The sequence below is a fragment of the Priestia sp. YIM B13491 genome, assembly GCF_042787605.1.
Lineage (GTDB): Bacteria > Bacillota > Bacilli > Bacillales > Bacillaceae_H > Priestia > Priestia megaterium_E.
This window is the reverse complement of sequence record NZ_JBHZOR010000008.1, coordinates 113,712-132,145: the sequence shown is the minus strand read 5'-3', so window position 1 is coordinate 132,145 and position 18,434 is coordinate 113,712. Positions and strand designations below refer to the sequence as shown.

Annotated in this window: 14 protein-coding genes; 13 read left to right on the top strand and 1 reads right to left on the bottom strand. The window is 38.3% G+C overall.

The annotated features are described in order from the left end of the window. Nucleotides 1–114 precede the first annotated feature (114 nt). The 9 genes from ACFX4E_RS23315 to ACFX4E_RS23275 all read left to right on the top strand — a co-directional run bounded on the left by ACFX4E_RS23315 (nt 115) and on the right by ACFX4E_RS23275 (nt 12,811). On the top strand, nt 115–1,047 hold the full coding sequence (locus ACFX4E_RS23315; RefSeq protein ID WP_098332816.1) for a diacylglycerol kinase: 933 nt from the start codon (nt 115–117) through the stop codon (nt 1,045–1,047). A 95-nt stretch (nt 1,048–1,142) separates the two neighbouring features. Then, the gene (gene rlmD, locus ACFX4E_RS23310; RefSeq protein WP_013081455.1) at nt 1,143–2,516 is read left to right on the top strand and encodes a 23S rRNA (uracil(1939)-C(5))-methyltransferase RlmD; all 1,374 of its coding nucleotides are present in this window, start codon (nt 1,143–1,145) and stop codon (nt 2,514–2,516) included. 194 nt (nt 2,517–2,710) lie between these two features. Next, nucleotides 2,711–4,882, top strand: a complete 2,172-nt coding sequence (locus ACFX4E_RS23305; protein WP_377238966.1) for a S8 family serine peptidase — start codon at nt 2,711–2,713, stop codon at nt 4,880–4,882. An 87-nt stretch (nt 4,883–4,969) separates the two neighbouring features. Further along, nucleotides 4,970–5,617, top strand: coding sequence for a hypothetical protein (locus tag ACFX4E_RS23300; protein ID WP_377238964.1), 648 nt, complete (start codon nt 4,970–4,972; stop codon nt 5,615–5,617). 216 nt (nt 5,618–5,833) lie between these two features. After that, nucleotides 5,834–6,649, top strand: a complete 816-nt coding sequence (locus tag ACFX4E_RS23295; RefSeq protein WP_013055060.1) for a YitT family protein — start codon at nt 5,834–5,836, stop codon at nt 6,647–6,649. Between the two features lie 195 nt (nt 6,650–6,844). Further along, nucleotides 6,845–9,583: a GTPase domain-containing protein gene (locus ACFX4E_RS23290; protein ID WP_377259559.1), complete on the top strand. Its 2,739-nt coding sequence runs from the start codon at nt 6,845–6,847 to the stop codon at nt 9,581–9,583. 13 nt (nt 9,584–9,596) lie between these two features. Next, nucleotides 9,597–9,827 carry a helix-turn-helix domain-containing protein gene (locus ACFX4E_RS23285; protein ID WP_013055062.1) on the top strand — a complete coding sequence of 77 codons (231 nt, stop codon included), beginning with the start codon at nt 9,597–9,599 and terminating at the stop codon, nt 9,825–9,827. 171 nt (nt 9,828–9,998) lie between these two features. Next, nucleotides 9,999–10,982, top strand: a complete 984-nt coding sequence (locus ACFX4E_RS23280; RefSeq protein ID WP_028410193.1) for a BMP family ABC transporter substrate-binding protein — start codon at nt 9,999–10,001, stop codon at nt 10,980–10,982. 23 nt (nt 10,983–11,005) lie between these two features. Beyond that, on the top strand, nt 11,006–12,811 hold the full coding sequence (locus ACFX4E_RS23275) for an ATP-binding protein (protein ID WP_377238962.1): 1,806 nt from the start codon (nt 11,006–11,008) through the stop codon (nt 12,809–12,811). 27 nt (nt 12,812–12,838) lie between these two features. Here the strand turns inward: ACFX4E_RS23275 and map are convergent, their stop codons facing one another. Further along, nucleotides 12,839–13,585: a type I methionyl aminopeptidase gene (gene map, locus ACFX4E_RS23270; protein WP_025752900.1), complete on the bottom strand. Its 747-nt coding sequence runs from the start codon at nt 13,583–13,585 to the stop codon at nt 12,839–12,841. A 333-nt stretch (nt 13,586–13,918) separates the two neighbouring features. Here map and ACFX4E_RS23265 point away from each other — a divergent pair, with 333 nt between their 5' ends. The 4 genes from ACFX4E_RS23265 (at nt 13,919) to ACFX4E_RS23250 (ending at nt 18,421) form a co-directional block, all read left to right on the top strand. Further along, nucleotides 13,919–14,983: a lactonase family protein gene (locus tag ACFX4E_RS23265; protein WP_025752899.1), complete on the top strand. Its 1,065-nt coding sequence runs from the start codon at nt 13,919–13,921 to the stop codon at nt 14,981–14,983. Nucleotides 14,984–15,234: 251 nt separating this feature from the next. Further along, on the top strand, nt 15,235–16,248 hold the full coding sequence (locus ACFX4E_RS23260) for a nitronate monooxygenase (RefSeq protein WP_252124012.1): 1,014 nt from the start codon (nt 15,235–15,237) through the stop codon (nt 16,246–16,248). A 63-nt stretch (nt 16,249–16,311) separates the two neighbouring features. Then, a complete protein-coding gene (locus ACFX4E_RS23255; RefSeq protein WP_098248768.1) occupies nt 16,312–17,133 on the top strand; it encodes a MerR family transcriptional regulator in 822 nt (273 codons plus the stop codon). A 67-nt stretch (nt 17,134–17,200) separates the two neighbouring features. Then, nucleotides 17,201–18,421, top strand: a complete 1,221-nt coding sequence (locus ACFX4E_RS23250; protein ID WP_060746090.1) for a multidrug effflux MFS transporter — start codon at nt 17,201–17,203, stop codon at nt 18,419–18,421. Nucleotides 18,422–18,434: the final 13 nt, after the last annotated feature.

The following is an 18,434-nucleotide window of genomic DNA, read 5'->3' as shown; positions in this document are numbered from 1 at the left end:
ATAATATGTTTGTTCATGCCCCCTCTTGTTGATGATGTAATGTGAGGGGGCATTCTTTCACTGATAAAAGTAGGCAAAGATTTGTGACAAATTATCATTATTAGGATGATGAATATGAAAAGAGCGAGAATTATTTATAACCCGACATCGGGCCGTGAAATTTTTAAGAAAAACTTACCGGAAGTTTTGCAAAAGCTAGAGCAAGCAGGCTATGAAACATCTTGTCATGCTACAACTTGCGCTGGTGATGCAACAGAAGCTGCTAAAGTAGCAGTAGAACGTCGCTTTGACGTTGTAATCGCAGCTGGTGGAGACGGTACCATCAATGAAGTCGTAAACGGTATCGCTGGACAAGACTATCGTCCGCAGCTAGGTATTATTCCTGTTGGAACAACCAATGACTTTGCTCGTGCCATTAATGTGCCGCGTACGATTGAAGGCGCTATTGATGTCATTGTAGAGGGCATAACAAAGCCAATTGATTTAGGCTGTGTAACAAACGACGGAGAAACGCATTACTTTGTAAATATCGCCGGAGGCGGCCGTTTAACTGAACTAACATATGAAGTGCCAAGCAAGTTAAAAACAATGCTTGGACAGCTAGCTTACTATTTAAAAGGCATGGAAATGCTTCCTTCTATTAAACCAACATCTGTTGAAATTGAGTATGACGGAAAATTCTTTGGCGGCGAGATTATGTTCTTCCTCGTTTCCTTAACGAACTCAGTCGGCGGTTTTGAAAAGCTGGCACCAGATTCTTCTTTAGATGACGGCATGTTTGATTTAATTATTTTAAAGAAAGCAAATTTAGCTGAATTTATTCGAATTGCGACACTTGCGCTGCGAGGAGAACATATCAATGATCCTCATATTATTTATACAAAAGCAAACCGTGTTAAAATTCATACAAATGATAAAATGCAGCTAAATCTAGATGGCGAGTACGGAGGGTTATTGCCTGGGGAATTTGTAAACTTATATCGCCATGTAGAAATCTTTGTTCCAAAAGCAACAGCTGAATTGATGGAAAAAAATGAGATCGCCTAATTGCGATCTTTTTTCATGCTTTTCTTTGTTTGGCTTTCGCTCTTATGGTACAATCAGTTCAGCATTTTCAAATGACTAAAAGGATGTAACGATAAATGGAAAAATTAAAACCACCTGTAGAAAAAAATGAATATATAGATGTTGCGTTTGAAGATTTAACGCATGACGGAGCGGGTGTAGCGAAAGTGAACGGATTTCCTATTTTTGTTCAAAATGCGCTGCCCGGCGAAAGCGGCCAAGTAAAAGTCATTAAAGTAAAAAAAGGCTATGCGTTTGGCAAGCTTATCAAGCACCATACCATTAGTGAGCAGCGTGTTGAAGCACCCTGTCCGGTCTACAAGCAGTGCGGAGGCTGTCAGCTGCAGCATGTAAGCTATGAAGGACAGCTGCAATTTAAACAAAAGCAAGTAAAAGACGTCATGGCGCGAATTGGCCATTTGCCTGACGTTCCGGTACATTCGACGCTAGGAATGAACGATCCTTGGCGCTATCGAAACAAAGCTCAAGTTCCCGTAGCAGAACGAGAAGGCGGTTTGGTCGCTGGATTTTATCAGCAGCGAAGCCACGACATCATTAACATGGATGCCTGTTTGATTCAGCAGCAGGCAAATGATGATGTTGTTCAAGCTGTCAAATCAATCTGTGAAAAGCATGGCGTTTCTGCTTATCAAGAACAAAAGCATAAAGGATCGCTTCGTCATATCATGGCGCGCTACGGACTTGTAACGGGTGAAATTATGGTTGTCATTGTAACTCGTACAGCTGAGCTGCCAAACAAAAAGCGTATTATAGAAGACATTATCGAAGCCGTGCCGAACGTGAAATCAATTGTTCAAAACGTAAACAGCAAGCGCACAAACGTCATTTTAGGGAACCAAACGAACGTACTTTGGGGAGAAGAATATATTTACGACTATATCGGCGACGTTAAATTTGCCATTTCAGCAAAATCATTTTACCAAGTAAACCCTGAGCAAACGAAAGTGCTTTATGACAAAGCGCTTGAGTATGCAGATTTAACAGGAGAAGAAACGGTCATTGACGCCTACTGTGGAATCGGAACAATCTCGTTATTTCTCGCTCAAAAAGCGAAAAAAGTATATGGCGTTGAAATCGTGCCTGAAGCGATTGAAGATGCAAAGCGCAACGCTGAGCTAAACGGTATTCACAACGCTGAATTTGAAGTAGGCGAAGCAGAAGTCGTCATTCCAAACTGGTACAAACAAGGCATCAAAGCGGACGTCATCGTCGTAGATCCGCCGCGAAAAGGATGCGACGAAGCTCTTTTGAATACCATCATTGACATGAAGCCGAAAAAAGTTGTCTATGTTTCATGCGGACCAGCAACTCTCGCACGTGACCTAGCTATTTTAGAAAAAGGCGGATATGAGACGGTTGAAGTTCAGCCTGTTGATATGTTTCCGCATACGACACATGTGGAGAATGTGGCGGTGCTTACATTAAAATAAGAGGATAAATACGTAGATCGCTATCAATGAAATGATAGCGATTTTTTATTTTTCTTATAAATAAAAGGTGCAAGTAAATAAATTTATAGTTCTTTTGTCGTAAAATGTCTAAAAGTAAATAGTTATATTTTCTTAAAATACTGATATTATAGGTCTGTAGTATTATTTTTAGAATATCGATAAGGGGGACCTATATGAAAAAGTCTTTAAGTGCTTTATTGGGAGTAAGTTTATTAGTGTCTGGATTAACGCTAGGCGCGGAGTCAAGTTATGCAGAATCAGGTACTAATTCTAATGTGAAAAAGGCTACGCAACAGTTGAATCCTACTATCCAAATTCCTGCTAATAAAGTGAAGAAAAAAGAAAAAAATTTATTTAGCAGTAGCTCTAAAAAGGAAACTAGAAGAGGAAAGATAACTGAAGCGGATGCAAAAAGAGGATACATAAAAGACGAAATTATTGTTAAGTTTAAAACGAATAAGTCTATTAGTAGTCTAGGAGATAAAACAAAGGTAAAAGGGTTAAAGTTAAATAAAACGTTAGATAAGAAACTGGGAATTCAAACGTTAAAGTTTGATACGAATGTATCAACTATGAAAGAAATCTTAAAAAGCTTAAATGCTTCCAACGCTGTGGAATATGCTGAACCTAATTATATTTATAAACCAGCAGCTGTTTCAGAGCCATATTATCAATATATGTGGGGATTAAAAAATACAGGTCAGTATATAGATGGAGTGGCAGGGAAAAAAGGTATTGATATAAACGCTGAAAGCGCTTGGGTGAAAACAAAAGGAAGCGCTAGCACTACGGTAGCTTTAATTGATACCGGTGTAGATATTTATCACCCGGATTTAAAGGATAATATTTGGAAAAACACTGGAGAAATTCCTGGTGACGGAGTAGATAATGATCATAATGGTTATGTAGACGATGTGAACGGCTGGAATTTTTATGATGGAAACGAAGATGTTTATTATGACGAAACCGAAGATGATCATGGTACTCATGTAGCTGGAACAATCGCGGCTAAGGAAAATTCAGTGGGTGTAATGGGTGTAGCACCTAACGTCAAAGTCATGCCTTTAAAATTTATTGGTCCTGATGGCGGTAGCACAGATGATGCCATTGCTGCAATTAATTATGCAAAATCAAAAGGTATTAAAATATCTAATAATTCGTGGGGAGGCGGACAGTACTCTCAGGCTTTATATGATGTTATTAAAAACTCAAACTCTACGTTCATAGCGGCGGCTGGAAACGATGGTGACAACATTGATTATTATGCCGCTTATCCAGCTGCTTTTGACTTACCTAATATCGTTTCTGTAGCAGCGGTAGATAACCAAGGTAATCTAGGCTATTTTTCGAATTATGGAAGTAAAAATGTAGATATAGCTGCACCGGGTGTTTCTATTTTGAGCACGCTTCCTGAGAATAGTTATGGCTATTTCAGTGGAACATCTATGGCTGCTCCGCATGTAACGGGTGTAGCATCATTGGTTTTAGCAGCAAATCCATCTTTCAGTTCTGCACAACTAAAAGATACATTGATGAAAAGTACCACAAAACTGTCATCTTTAACAGGAAAAGTTGCAAGCGGCGGTCTAGTTAACGCTGGATTAGCGGTATCAGCTGATATAGATGGAGAAATACCAGGAGTGTCTTTAAATGGAAATAGCATAAGCTCTACCTTGAACGCTTCCACAGATAAAGATGATGTATATTCAATAAAGTTAACAAAAGGCGAAAAGTTTACGGTGTCGTTATCAGGAGCTACGGGGACAGATTTTGATTTGTATTTGTATAATCAAAATGCAAAAACTGTAAACTCTAGCGATGGTATCGTAGCTTACTCAGAAAAGTTGAATACTTCAAGTGAAGCTTTAACGTTTGTAGCGTCAGCTGATGGTACTTATTATTTAGATGTATACGCTTATAAAGGAAGCGGAAGCTATAAAGTAGATGTGAAGTACGGAGCAACTGCTGGGGTATACGAAGATACTAGTACAAATTTGGCTTATACAGGAAACTGGAGTAAAGTGTCAAACAGCAGTTCATCAGGAGGATCATACAAAGCTGTAAATGAAGCAAATGCTAGCATGCAGTTTGTATTTAATGGAACTGAAGTATCTTTAAATACGCTTAAGGATAATACCCAAGGGCAAGCAAAAGTAACACTAGACGGCACCGCTTATTGGGTTGATTTGTACGCTGATAAGTCACAGTATAAAGCTACAGTGTTTAACAAAAAAGGATTAAAAGCAGGAAAACATACTCTCAAAGTTGAATGGTCTGGAAAAGTTCATCCTGGAGCTAAAAAGACCGTAACAAAAGTAACGCTAGATTCCATTACAGTTAAATAATATGAATATGTTTGTTGATTAGGGGCAGCTTTCAGCTTTCACTTTAGGAAGCTGTCTCTTCTTAAGTAAAAAAGAGGAGAGACCTTCATGGAAAAGCAATACTTTAATTTAATGTCATTCTTTAATGGTTATGTACGGAGCTATCGAAGAATGAATTTATCAAGTTTACATAATCGATCCATGTTCACAAAACGAGAAATTGATTATTTTGCTCATTTAGGGGAGTCGTTAGGCTTTGACGCCTTTATTGAAGACTCTAAGTTCGATTGCTTGAAAGGTCGTTCTAGACCAATGGATTTATCTTGGTGGAAATGGGATGCTCGATTTGATGACGAATACTTTTTATATCTGGCCTTACATTTAGAACGAGAAAATGTTTGGGAAAAAGATGTCGATACCATTCAAAAGTTATTTTCACAAACGAAAGAAGAATATATTCCTCATAATGTAATAGGAATTCAGTTCGTAGAGTCTTTTGAAAGGATACAATATCTAAATGAATTGATTCTTCAAAAAAATGCCACTCAAAAATCTAATGCTTTAATGATTTATCGATATTATGACGCTGAGATTAATTCAGAAAGAATTTATGCGTGCATCTTTACTCCAAAAGGTATGAGTGAAGTAAGAAAAGCTATATGTGCTCAGGATCAGACGGGGTATTGGTTTATGGTATTTGAAGAAGAATATCAACAAGCTGATTTTGATAACGAGAAAATTAGTATAGAAAGATAAATGGGAAATTCACTACATGAAAAATCAACCTATTTGAATTTAAAGCGAAAGAGGACACCGCTAAGGTTTTTTCTTTCGCTTTTTTACATTTGTCCACCTCACCAACACAGCAAATTTCTGAATATACTTTTTTTAAGGTTTTCAATATTTTAGGAATTATAATAAAGAAGCAATAAATGAAAACATTATATTTGTGGTAAGAGGTGAAGGGACATCATGTATAGAGCAATTGCTATTATAGCAGGTTCTGTGTTAATTGGATTTGCATACAATTGGTTTTTAATTCCCCATAAAGTGCTAAGCAGCGGTATTAGCGGTATTGCTATGATTATAGGAATTTTAACGCCTGCAAGCACGGGAACAATGAATTTTTTGTTGAATTTACCCCTTTTAATTATTGGTTTTATGAAGTTAGGAAAGCGGTTTGTTTTACATACGCTGCTGTCCGTTGTGGCTTTATCAATTGCTTTATACGTGATTCCCCTGAGAGCTGTTAGTACAGATCCTATTCTGTCAGCTGTTTTTGGAGGAGTTTTAACTGGAATTGGCGTAGGATTTGTTTTTCGTCAGTCAGCTTCGACAGGTGGATTTGATATTATTGCGATGCTTCTTACGCATAAAAAAGAATTTCCGCTTGGCGCTATATTATCAGCGATGAATGCCGTGGTTGTATTTGTTTCAGGTTTTTTTGTGAATTGGGACGCGGCTTTATATACGATGCTTTCGATTTTCGTCACAGGAAAAGTAGTGGATGCGATTCATACTCGCCACATTAAGCTCACGTTAACAATTATTACAAGAAAAGGCGAAGAAATGAAGCAGCAGCTTCTTACGAATTTGGTGCGCGGCGTGACGTTAATGAACGGTGAAGGAGCTTATTCAAGAGAAGACCGTAAAATATTAATGACGGTAATTTCACGCTATGAGCTTGCAAACCTCAAGCAGTTAATTCAATCCGTGGATCCTGAAGCTTTCGTAAATATTACGGAAACGGTAGAAGTAATGGGGCTGTTTCGACGGGATGCCTATTAATATATTTGTTATTTCAGCGCCGATTTATGATAAATAGCCATTTTTATAGTATAAAAGTTATAAAAAAAGCCTTAAGAGTAGTTCTTGAGGCTTTTTTTGCGTAAAATATGAGTAAGAAAATATCGTGTATGAAAAGTATAAAAAAGGGAATTTGATAGAGTACATAAAATATTGACATCAAAAAGGAGAGACTATATGACGGTAGAATATCAGTTAACGAAAAAGAAATATTACGAAACGTTTATGCAAGAAAATGAAAATCAGCCGCCTGTAAAAGTCCTTGGACAAGCTTATTACGAAGAGCAGCAAAAAGAGTGGTACGACTTATCGCTCGTTCGCTTAGCTCAGGGAGAAGTGTACTTCCATAATCAAGATTTTGAGTCCGCGATTTTTAAGTGGGAGAATGTAAATGGCGAGTTTAAGCTGTGGGCAAAGAAAAATACAGCCGACGCACATTATGAATTGGGGTTGTCTACGCTAGCTGAAGAGCTTTACCTATCCATCGAAACGGATTCAAAATTATTAAAAGCTGAAATAGCGCTAAAGCTGTTTTCGCTTTATACGGACCATAACAATATTGAACGAGCTTATGAAGTTATTAACGAGCTGGTTGCTTCTCAGCCGGATTATCCAAACGTCACGGCGATTGCACGCAGATTTTATGAAGAGCAAGAAGACTTTAACAGCGCAGTAGAGCTTGCGGTAGATGAGTGTATTCGAACGGAATCGTTAAATTGGTTTGCGGTATTAAAGACTTACGTAGATAAAGGATATACAGCAAATTTTATCCCTAACTATTTTTATCAAGTGATGATTTCATTTTACAAAGTGGATCAAGTATATTTCAAACAGCTTGTCTCAGCTTTATGGAAACAATATAAGAGTCAGCCTCCTTATCTTGCTTGGATTAAAACCATCAATGATATTTTCTTGAATATTGAAGTGGGCCTCTATGATTATTGGCAAGAGATTTCAACTCTTTATCAAGAGACGTACACTGACTTAATGGAAAGTGATCATTCTGTAAAGGAATTGCATGAAGTCATTCCGAACGTATTAACAAACTGGCTTAAAATTACCAATAAGTCACGTGCGTTATTTCCGTCTGCGGCCGTGCTTTCATGGAATGAAAAGTTTCCGTCAACTATTGATACCATTACAATCGAAAATGCAGGCAGGTTAATTTTTGAGGCGCGTAACGACATTGATGGTCTTGAATATCACTACAAGCTTTGCCATGGCATTATTAAATGGGCTAATGAAAATGGTTTAGAAGTGGGGCATACTTTTAAATGGTGGGTAGATTTCTTATTAGATGCTCATACGACACACTTATTAATTACCGGAACAAATGCTGCAACGTCTTCATTTGTGGGATCGATTACAGAAGAAAAGGTACCGCAAAATCACGAAACAACCTTTGTGTTCATTCATGATGAGGAAGAATCTATCCAGCAAATCGCTGATCAAGAAATCACTCCGATGGAAACGATTGACGGAGCGGAGCAATCTCCTCACAAGGCGCTTGTAGAAGTGAAAAAACCTTTTGCGTTCCTTGATAAGCATAATTGTTCATGCATTGTTACGCCAAGTTTTACAGAACAAGAGGCGCGTGAGCAGGATGCATTTAAATATGCTCCTTTAGCAGATGGTTTACTGTTTGTGCTTGATGCAAAAGAATCGCTGCTTGATGAAGAAAGAGAACTATTGCTGGAGATTAAAGAATATGCGCCAAATACGCCAGTTCATTTTGTCATCAACAATATGGACAGTCTTTATAATCAAGCAACGATTGAGCGAATTACAAAAGAATTTGAGGCAAGCATTGGAGCAGATTTCCCGCAGGCGCATGTATTAGCCTATACGCCTCACTACGTATCGAGTCAGCACCACGGAGACTTGGCTCAGTTTATTAAAGCTAATTTCTATTACGATCCAAACAACGTTGGAGTAGAAGAGCGTGCGCGCAGACTGCTGTTCTTTATTCAAAGCATGCTAAAGGGCTTAGTGGAGAAGAGAAATCAAACAGAAAATCATTTGATTGAAAGCATTAAATGGAACGAAGATATGCTTGTGCGATTAAATGGCTTCTTGCATCGAGTAGATGACTTAGAACAAGAAAAAGCGAGTAGTATTGTTTCGGCTTATCACGGCATCAAAGAGGATATTAGCAAAAAGTTAAAAAATAAAATTCCTCGTTTACTCAAAAAGTCTTCAGAATTAGTGAAGGAAGACAGTGATTTTAGCACGGTTCATATTGAGCTGAATAAACAAATGAATATGCGCGTGGAAGAGCACTTGCAGCAAGATGTCCTACCTAAGTTCCGTATTTCTTTAAAGGACTGGATTGCTACATCAAATGAAGAGCTGATTGCGAGTCAAGTAGATATTGAAGAAGTAGCAGAGTCATTAAATAAGATGTACAATGAGCAAAAATTAACGTTAGCCTGCGATTTTAAAGTGCTGGATGACTGGCGCCGCGACGTTAATCGTATGGCTAATCGGGTTCAGCTGGATGAAGAAAATATTTTACTTCGCGTTAATCCAACGCAGCTCTTGTTAAAAGGAGCAGGAAAGCTGTTTTCTTCCATTCTTCAAAATCAAACGCTGCTTTATAATCAATATAAAAAGTACATTGAAAGTCAAGACTATCAAGATATCACAGAATCTATGCTGGCAAAGTTTTTTATGCAATTTAATTTATTTGAGAAAAATTTAGAAGTTGATATTGAACTATTCTTTGAAAAGCCAAAAGAGGTTTTAAAAGAAACGATTGAAGAAACACAGGCGCATATTAATGAAAATCAAGACGTTTTAAGTCATATGAAAGCCAATCCTGAAGCTTACTATGATCCGTTAACATTATTCCAGCTTCGCTTGCGTCAGTATGAGTTAATGGTTAAAGCTACAGAAGAAGTACACTATAACGTATAAAAGGTGGAGCAGGATGTATTTAACGATAAAAGAAGCAGCAGAGTATCTATCTTTTCCTGAAGAATATGTACAGAAGTTGATTCAAGAAGGAAAAGTACGGGCTATATTTGATGGTGAAAACTACTTATTAAATAAAGAGCAGTTTAACACCCATTTAGAGCAAATGGAAAAGTACAAAAAACAAATTGAAGAATACTTAAATGAGCCAATCCCTGAAGATATGGACGTAAAAGATGAAGATTGAAGGCAGAAGCAGAAAACAGATGTTTTCTGCTTTTTCTTTTGGAGTGAAAGTATTAAAAAAGGTAAGATATGAAAGAAATGTCGAAAAAAGTTGGAATTTCGTTAAAGATGTAGTCTTTTTAGATGCTTTTTTTATATAATGAAAGTATGCTAAACAAAAAGGAGAAGGTCTATGCAACGATCAAGACAGTTAAGGCTGATTTTATTGCTTGCCCTGATTGTTGTCGCTTCGTTTTTAATTATTATTGTTTCGAAAACACAAGGGATTATAAGTCAGCAAACGACAAAAAAAGTAGAAAATACAAGCGTTGCAATTCTCACCTCTGATGTACTGACAGATCAAAGCTGGGGCAGTCTAGCTTATAAAGGAAAAATCAACATCGAGCAGCAGTACCCTGTTTCGGCTCAAGTTATTAGCGAAGTAAATACGAACCAAAAAATGAAGGAAGCTGCTGAAAAAGTTATTCAAAATGGAACAAAAGTCGTAATTGGACATGGAAGAGAATTTTCTACCGTTTTTACAGAACTCGCTCCTAAGTATCCTCATGTTCATTTCGTCACCATTCACGGTACTTCAACTTATAAAAACCAAACGGTATATACATTTGATCAAACCAAAATAGAGTATCTGGCAGGTACGGCAGCTGCCATGAAGACACAAACGAAAAAAATTGGATTAATTGATACATTTGCCAAAGAAAAGAATCTAGGATTTGAACAAGGAATCAAAGCGTATAATCCATCGATTGCTTTTTATTATCGAGTTGTAAACAGCCGAGACGATGGAGCAAAAGCAGTAAAGCTGCTCCGTGAGTTAAAAGGTGAAGGCGTCGATATCGTCTATGCTAAAGGAAATTCGTATAATCAAGAAGTTATTCAAGAAGCGAAAGTACAAGGAATGTACGTAATAGGATATTTAGATGATCAGGCGTACATGGGTAGGTCTGTTATTTTAACAAGTGTGATCAATGATGTTCCTCAAGCTTACAACGTGATTATGAAAGACTATTTCAGTAAAAAGGGTCTTCCAATTGGAGAAGTCAAACTTGACGCCAGAGACGGTGTTTATAAGCTTGCGCCTTTTGGACCGATGTACAGTAAACGGGAAAAACAAATTTTATATTCGAAAGTTAGAATGTCTACACAGCCGAAGTAACTATGAAAAAGAAAGAGATGATTATGAATCAATTATTTCGCAACATGTCATTCCGTAGCCAAATATTAACGATTCTTCTTTTGATTACATTCATGTTAAGCGGGTTCTCTTTAGTTTTAGTGCATGCCGTTGATAAAATGAATCATGTAAGCAACGAAATTAAAGATGAAGATGTTCCTCAAATGGTGTGGCTTTCTTATTGGGAAGAGCAGCTGAACATAAAAGAATACATTGTGAAAAATAATCTAAAGAACCCCACTGTCTCTTTGATAGAAGAATATCAATCATATGATACACGAGTTATCGAAAATAATGAAAGATATAAGCAGCCTGTGCCAAAATCGTTGATTCCACTGAAAGAAAAAATTGAGCTGCTGGATTTTAAGATCTCTAATAACGTGCAAGGACTGCTGAAGTATGGAGATATAGAGGGAGCAAAAGAGTATCTTAAGGGAAATTATTTGCCGGATTTGCATCAGATAAAAAAAGATATTAATAGTTCAAAAGAGGAGACGGTTGATTCACTTGATACACTATCAGATACACTGGCTGTCATTATTAAGGATTCATTAATTTTATTATTAATTTTAACAGTAAGTGCTATTGTGGCTTCTCTCTATGCTTCATATCGCATGAGTGCGAGTCTTACGAAACCAATTGAACAAATGATTGAAAAAGTGAATGACATTGCAGACGGAGAATACGGTCTTGTTCTTCAAGACACAAAGCAAATTGAGCTGAAGCAGCTTTCGGCTTCTATCAATCAAATGTCGGTTAGTTTAGAAGATTCATTTTGGAAAATCATTAAAGATAAAGCGTATCGCCAGCAGATCTTAAATTCACTGCCTGTTGGAATTATTACAATGGAAGATGAGACAAATAGTATATTTGCCAATACCTCAGCAAAGCAGTTTTTAGATCTCGATGAAAAGGATATTTGCGGGTACATGGAGGAATGTCCTGAATATAATACTGAGTTTTGGAGAATGTTGAATTCGGGAGAAATTCACGAAAATAAAAAAGTATTATTTGGAACAAAAAAGACGTGCTATTGCTTTTTAGCCTCTCAAACGCAGCTGTTTAACGAGAAGAACGAGAGCATTGGAAGGATTTTTTATTTCATTGATATATCGGATACCGAAGAATTAGAAAAGCGAATGCATCAGTCTGAGAAACTTGCCCTGGTTGGAGAAGTGGCAGCCGGAGCTGCTCATGAGATTCGTAATCCTCTTGCCGTGATTCATGGATTTATATCTCTTATGAATCAGTCTCTTTCTGATGAGGAGAAAAAGCGTTTTTACCTGCCTCTACTTATGAAAGAGCTAGAGAGGATTAATTACATCATTGAAGAAATGCTGTTGTTATCAAAACCAGGGACTCCGGTGATGAAAAAAGTCAGCATGCAGGAGATTATTAATGAGCTATTGCCTTTGATTACTCACTCAAGCAAATTTACAGAAAAAGATAAGCTTATCTTCGATGTGAAACTGCAGCCGCATATACTAAAGGTAGATGAAAAACAAATCAAACAAGTTCTTCATAATTTAATTCGAAACAGTATGGAAGCCATGGATGGAGAAGGAGTCATTACAATCTACTCGCAGGTTCATGAAGATAGCTACTGTCTATACATTGAAGATACTGGAAAAGGCATTCCTTTGCATATGCAGCAGTCGCTGTACCAGCCTTTTTCCACTTCAAAAGATAGCGGAACAGGTCTTGGTCTGCCCATTGCTCAGCGTATTCTAGAAAGCCACGGAGGACAGATTAAATTATTATCTACTTCTTCCCGCGGCACCGTTTTTGTTATTAAATTTCCTCTACATTAAAAAAACAGCCTCAAAAGGGCTGTTTTTTTAATGTGCTGTTAAAATAAGAGGACCGTTTTTCGTAATCGCAAGTGTATGTTCAAATTGAGCGGATAATTTACCGTCTGTTGTACGAGCCGTCCAACCGTTTTTATCCATTTTAGAATGCCATGTACCAGCGTTTACCATTGGCTCAATTGTAATCACCATGCCTTCTTTTAAACGTGTACCTTTGCCAGCTTTTCCGTAGTGAAGAATGGTAGGTGCTTCGTGCATGGTATTTCCAATTCCGTGTCCTGTGAAGTCGCGTACCACAGAGAACTTTTCGCCTTCTACATAGCTTTGAATAGCGTGGCCGATGTCACCTGTGCGATTTCCTGGCTGTGCTTGCTCGATTCCTTTCAAAAGCGCTTCGTATGTAACATCTACTAGACGCTGTGCTTCGTCTGAAATGTCTCCAACGGTATGAGTCCATGCTGAATCTGCTAAGCCTCCGTTTAAATTTACAACCATATCAATGGTTACGATATCACCGTCTTTTAACGGTTTAGTTGTTGGAAAACCGTGGCAAATTTCATCATTTAAAGAAGCGCACGTTGCATATTGATATCCTTTGTATCCTTTTTGTTCCGGTGTTGCTCCGTGCTTTGCTAAGTACTCTTCAACAAATTTATCAATTTGCATTGTTGTTATGCCTGGTTTGATCATTTTAGCGATTTCTTTATGACAAGAAGCTAATAATTTACCTGCTTCGTGCATTAAATTAATTTCGCGTTCACTTTTTAATGTGATCATTGTTGTTCACTCCTTTTTTGATGTAACTTTACGAAAAAAGTTGAGCAGCGGTTATAGCCATGAAAGTCGACTATTCATCAGTTCATTTTTCTTTATTTGAAAATCCAAGAAATACAGAAGCCGTCTGCTATGGGGCGATATAAAATCATCCTTAATCATAACGCCCAATGGTAGGAAAATGCAAGATGCAGGCTTAAAAAGGAAGGGTTTGACGATAGGCATGTAGGGAAAACTGATAAATGAACGTTGAATTGGAGCATTCTCTATAACAAATGCGGTATGATATAGTAAAATAAATGAAACAAAACAATTCTTTAGGAGGGGTATAGGAAAATGAGTGAACATGGAAAATTTATTGGATTTGCAGGTACATATACAAAAGCAGGCAGTGAAGGTGTCTATACATTTACGTTAGATACAAAGGCTAAAAAGATTGTAGAAGTAAAAGCCGTGGCTAAAATTGAAAATCCTACATACTTAAATGCAAGCAAAGACAACGAACATCTTTATACAGTTATTAAAGAAGGAGAAAAAGGCGGAGTAGCTGCTTTTAAGATTGATCCAAACACGGGGCAACTAAAGTTTGTAAACAAACAGCTGCTAGACGGCGCACCTCCTTGCTATGTTTCAGTGAATGAAGATAATACGCTTGTTTTATCTGCTAACTTTCATAAAGGGAGCGTTGAGACGTATTCTGTTAATGAAGAAACAGGGGAAATTGAATATGTAGCATCCGTAGTGGAACATCCTCATTCAGACCTCAAAAAAGGACAAAAAGGAAAACCACACGTACACTATGCCGATTTTACTCCTGGAGAAAAGCACGTGGCTGTTGTGGACTTAGGTATCGATGAAATCGTGACATATGAAGTGGAAGAGAATAAATTGAAGGAAGTCAACAGTCTTTCTACATCTGTTGGTTCGGGCCCTAGACATTTAACGTTCCATCCAAATGGCCGCTATGCCTATGCAATGACAGAATTCAGCTCTGAAGTTTTATTTTTAACTTATGACGAAAGCAAAGGAAGCTTTACTCAACAACAAGCTACTTTAGCGATCCCGGCTGATTTTACAGAAAATAATCAAGGGAGTGCGATCCATATTTCTTCAGATGGCCGCTTTGTCTATGCAGGAAACCGCGGACATAACTCGATTGCAACATTCAAAGTAGATCAGGATTCTGGACAGTTAACATTCGTAGAATGGACAGGTACTGAAGGCGACTGGCCGCGCGATTTTGTTTTGGATCCAACGGAACAATTTATTGTAGCGTCTAATCAAGAAACAGGAAACTTGGTACTGTTTGAAAGAGACCAAGAAAGTGGAAAGCTAACGCTTCTTCAATCTAACGTTACGGTTCCAGAAGCTGTATGCGTAAAGTTCCTCCACTATAAGTAATCGATGTAGAAAACCAGACCTGATCAAAGAACAATCAGGTCTGGCTTTCAAATCTAAGCGGATGTCACTTCCCTTGCGGGGTTAGTGCCATCCGCATAGGTGAATCTTTGAGGGAATAGTCAGGTAGTGTGCGTTCCTTAGCATCATTTATAATCTATCTATATATGGAAGAAAAGTCCTTTTGGAGGGCTTTTTTTTCTGGGATTATAGTAGAATGAAGAGAGAACGCATGAAAGGCTGAGGTGATAAGTGTGGAAAATATATGTGAGTATCCAATTGTACAAGCTCCCATGGCAGGAGGAGTTTCGACGCCTAAACTAGCTGCAGCAGTATCTAATAGCGGAGGGCTAGGGTTTTTAGCTGCGGGATATAAAAGTGCGCGTGAATTGGAGCAGGAAATTATAGAGATGCACTCACTTACGAAAAAACCTTTTGGAGTGAATCTGTTTGTTCCGACAAATGAAAAAGTAGCAGTTGATGCACTTGATTGTTATCAAAAAGAACTGTCAAAAGCAGCTGGATATTTGGAGTGTCAAGTTGGTATACCAAAGAATGATGATGATGAATGGAGTGCCAAGCTCGACATCATTCAAAAACATCGAGTACCTGCTGTGAGCTTTACATTTGGGTGCCCGGATCGAGAGATTGTAGCAAGTTTAAAAGGAATTGGAAGCCTTGTTTTCATTACGATTACAACACCTCAAGAAGCCGAAGTGGCTTTGAAAGCAGGAGCGGATGCGCTATGTTTGCAAGGCATTGAAGCCGGCGGCCATCGATCTACTTTTTTAGAGAGTTCGGTGGATTACCCGCTTATGAAGTTGCTGAAAGAAGTTCGCTCAATCACCAAAAACCCATTGATTGCTGCGGGAGGGTTGATGACGGGGTCTGACATTAAACGTGTGTTACAAGAAGGAGCTTCTGCTGCTCAGTTAGGTACGGCTTTTATTTGTTGTTCAGAAAGCGGAGCGAGTGCTCTTCATAAAGAATGCATTCTTCAAAAGCGTTTTAATGAAACAGGTGTCACCCGAGCTTTTACAGGGAAACGCGCTAGAGGATTTGTGAATGCCTTTTTTATTTCCTATGATAAATCAGCACCATCCGCCTACCCTCATATTCATTACATGACAAAGCCTATTCGCTCAAAAGCTACACAAATGAAGAATCCAGAGTATGCATCTTTGTGGGCAGGAACTGGATTTACGCTGGCAAAAGAACTCCCTGCACATCTTATTGTGGAAGAGCTTGTACAAGAACTAAATGAATGATGAGAATTAAGGCGTTGCTTGCTTTAAGCGCAAGCAGCTTTACATAAAGAAGGTGAACTTATAGTGCAAAACAAATTTACGATTGGACAAATGGCCAGACTGCATGATATTCCGGTTAAAACACTTCGCTATTATGATGAAATTGGCCTGTTCGAGCCTTACGAAGTTGATCCGCAAACCGGTTATCGATATTATACGTTAGAACAATTTAAGAAATTAGATATCATTGTCTATTTAAAGCTGATGGGAGTTCCGTTAAAAGAAATTAAAAGAAAGATGGAACACAGCAGCTTGGATGAATTTATTGAAACTTTAGCGGAATATCAGCAGGTAACAAAAGAAAAAATTCGTCACCTTCAAAGAGTGAATGCGCAGTTAACAACTCGAATGAAGGAATTAGAACAGACGAGACATATTAATCAAATAGGAGCCCCGTTCATCAAACACCTTTCTTCTCGTGAGGTTGTTCAAGTAAAAGCGGAGGTAGGTACGTTAGATGGTACTGAAAGTGTTCTGCGTGATTTAAAAAAGAAAATCAGCCATATTACCCCGATTATGATTGGGAAAGTAGGATTTATGTTATCGGTAGAAAACACGAAAAAACAACAATTTACAGATTACGATGGCATTTTTTTATTGGTCGAAAGCGATGTTTCTTTTAAGCATGAACTCGTTACGTTAATACCTGAAGGCGATTACGCATCTATTTATATGAGAGAAAAGAGAGATACCACAGGAGTCTATTACGATGCGTTACTGAACTTTATTAAAGCCGAAGGATACAAAGCAGAAGGTCCTTTCTTAATTCGGCGGATTGTAGATTCCTTTATTTCTCATCATGAAGAAGAGCGGCTGACGGAAATTCAAATTCGAATTACGTCTTGACTATCCAGTAGCTGGAGGGTTTAAGATGAGACTATTGTAAAACTGCTGAAGGGAGAGACAACAATAGATGAATCAGCAAAGTATTTCCCAAGGAATGTCTTTAAGCCGAGGAAATCGCATTTTATTTATTTTAATTTTGGGTTCACTGAGCGCATTTGGACCATTATCAATTGATATGTATTTGCCAGCGCTGCCGACGCTTGCTAAAGAATTGCATACTTCCGCTTCTTTAGCGCAGGTCAGTCTGACAGCTTGCTTATTGGGCTTAGCATTTGGGCAAGTGGTCATGGGGCCATTCAGTGATATTCGCGGAAGAAAAAAGCCGCTTGTAGCAGCATTAATCACCTATGCAGTTGCATCTGTTTTATGCGTGTTTGCACCGTCTATTTGGATTTTTATCGTTTTGCGATTCATTCAAGGTATGGCAGGAGCAGCAGGAATGGTTATTTCAAGAGCGAGCGTGCGAGACTTGTTTTCAGGTTCGGATTTAACAAAGTTTTTCTCCATGCTCATGCTTGTAAATGGATTAGCTCCTATTTTAGCTCCGGTTGCTGGTGGACAGCTGCTGACGGTTATGTCGTGGCGAGGAGTATTTGGTGTGCTAGCAGTGATTGGTGCACTAATGTTTTTTGCCGTTTTATTTGGTTTAAAAGAAACGCTTCCGCTCGAACGCCGTAAAGAAGGTGGATTAACAGAAGTACTGCGTACGTTTGGCGTATTGCTAAAAGATGGTGTCTTTGTGGGATATGCGCTGGCGCAAGGTTTTATTATGAGTGCCATGTTTGCTTATATTTCAGGTTCTACATTTGTCCTTCAAGACATTTATGGCCTGTCTCCGCAGATGTTCAGCTTTGTTTTTGCGATTAACGGTTTTGGACTCATTATAGCTACTCAAGTGACAGGACGTTTAGCGGGTAAAATAAAAGAAGCTACTCTTCTTATGTATGGATTGCTTCAAGCAGCTGTTGGAAGCGTGCTTTTAGTGGCCGTGATTGCTACTCACATGTCCGTTATTTTGGTCTGCATCTTGCTTTTCTTTGTAGTATCGAGCGTAGGAATTGTGAACACAACTGTTTTTTCACTCGCTATGGAAAATCAAGCTTCGAACGCGGGAAGTGCTTCAGCGCTTCTAGGGTTGCTTCCGTTCTTGCTCGGAGCAGCCGTAGCTCCTCTTGTTGGTCTTGGAGGAGGGCAAAATGCTCTGCCGATGGGCATTGTGATTATGGTCTGTGATTTATTAGCATTAGGTGTGTACATGACGTTAGTGAGAAGGAAAACTGCATCATAAAAAAGCTACTTGG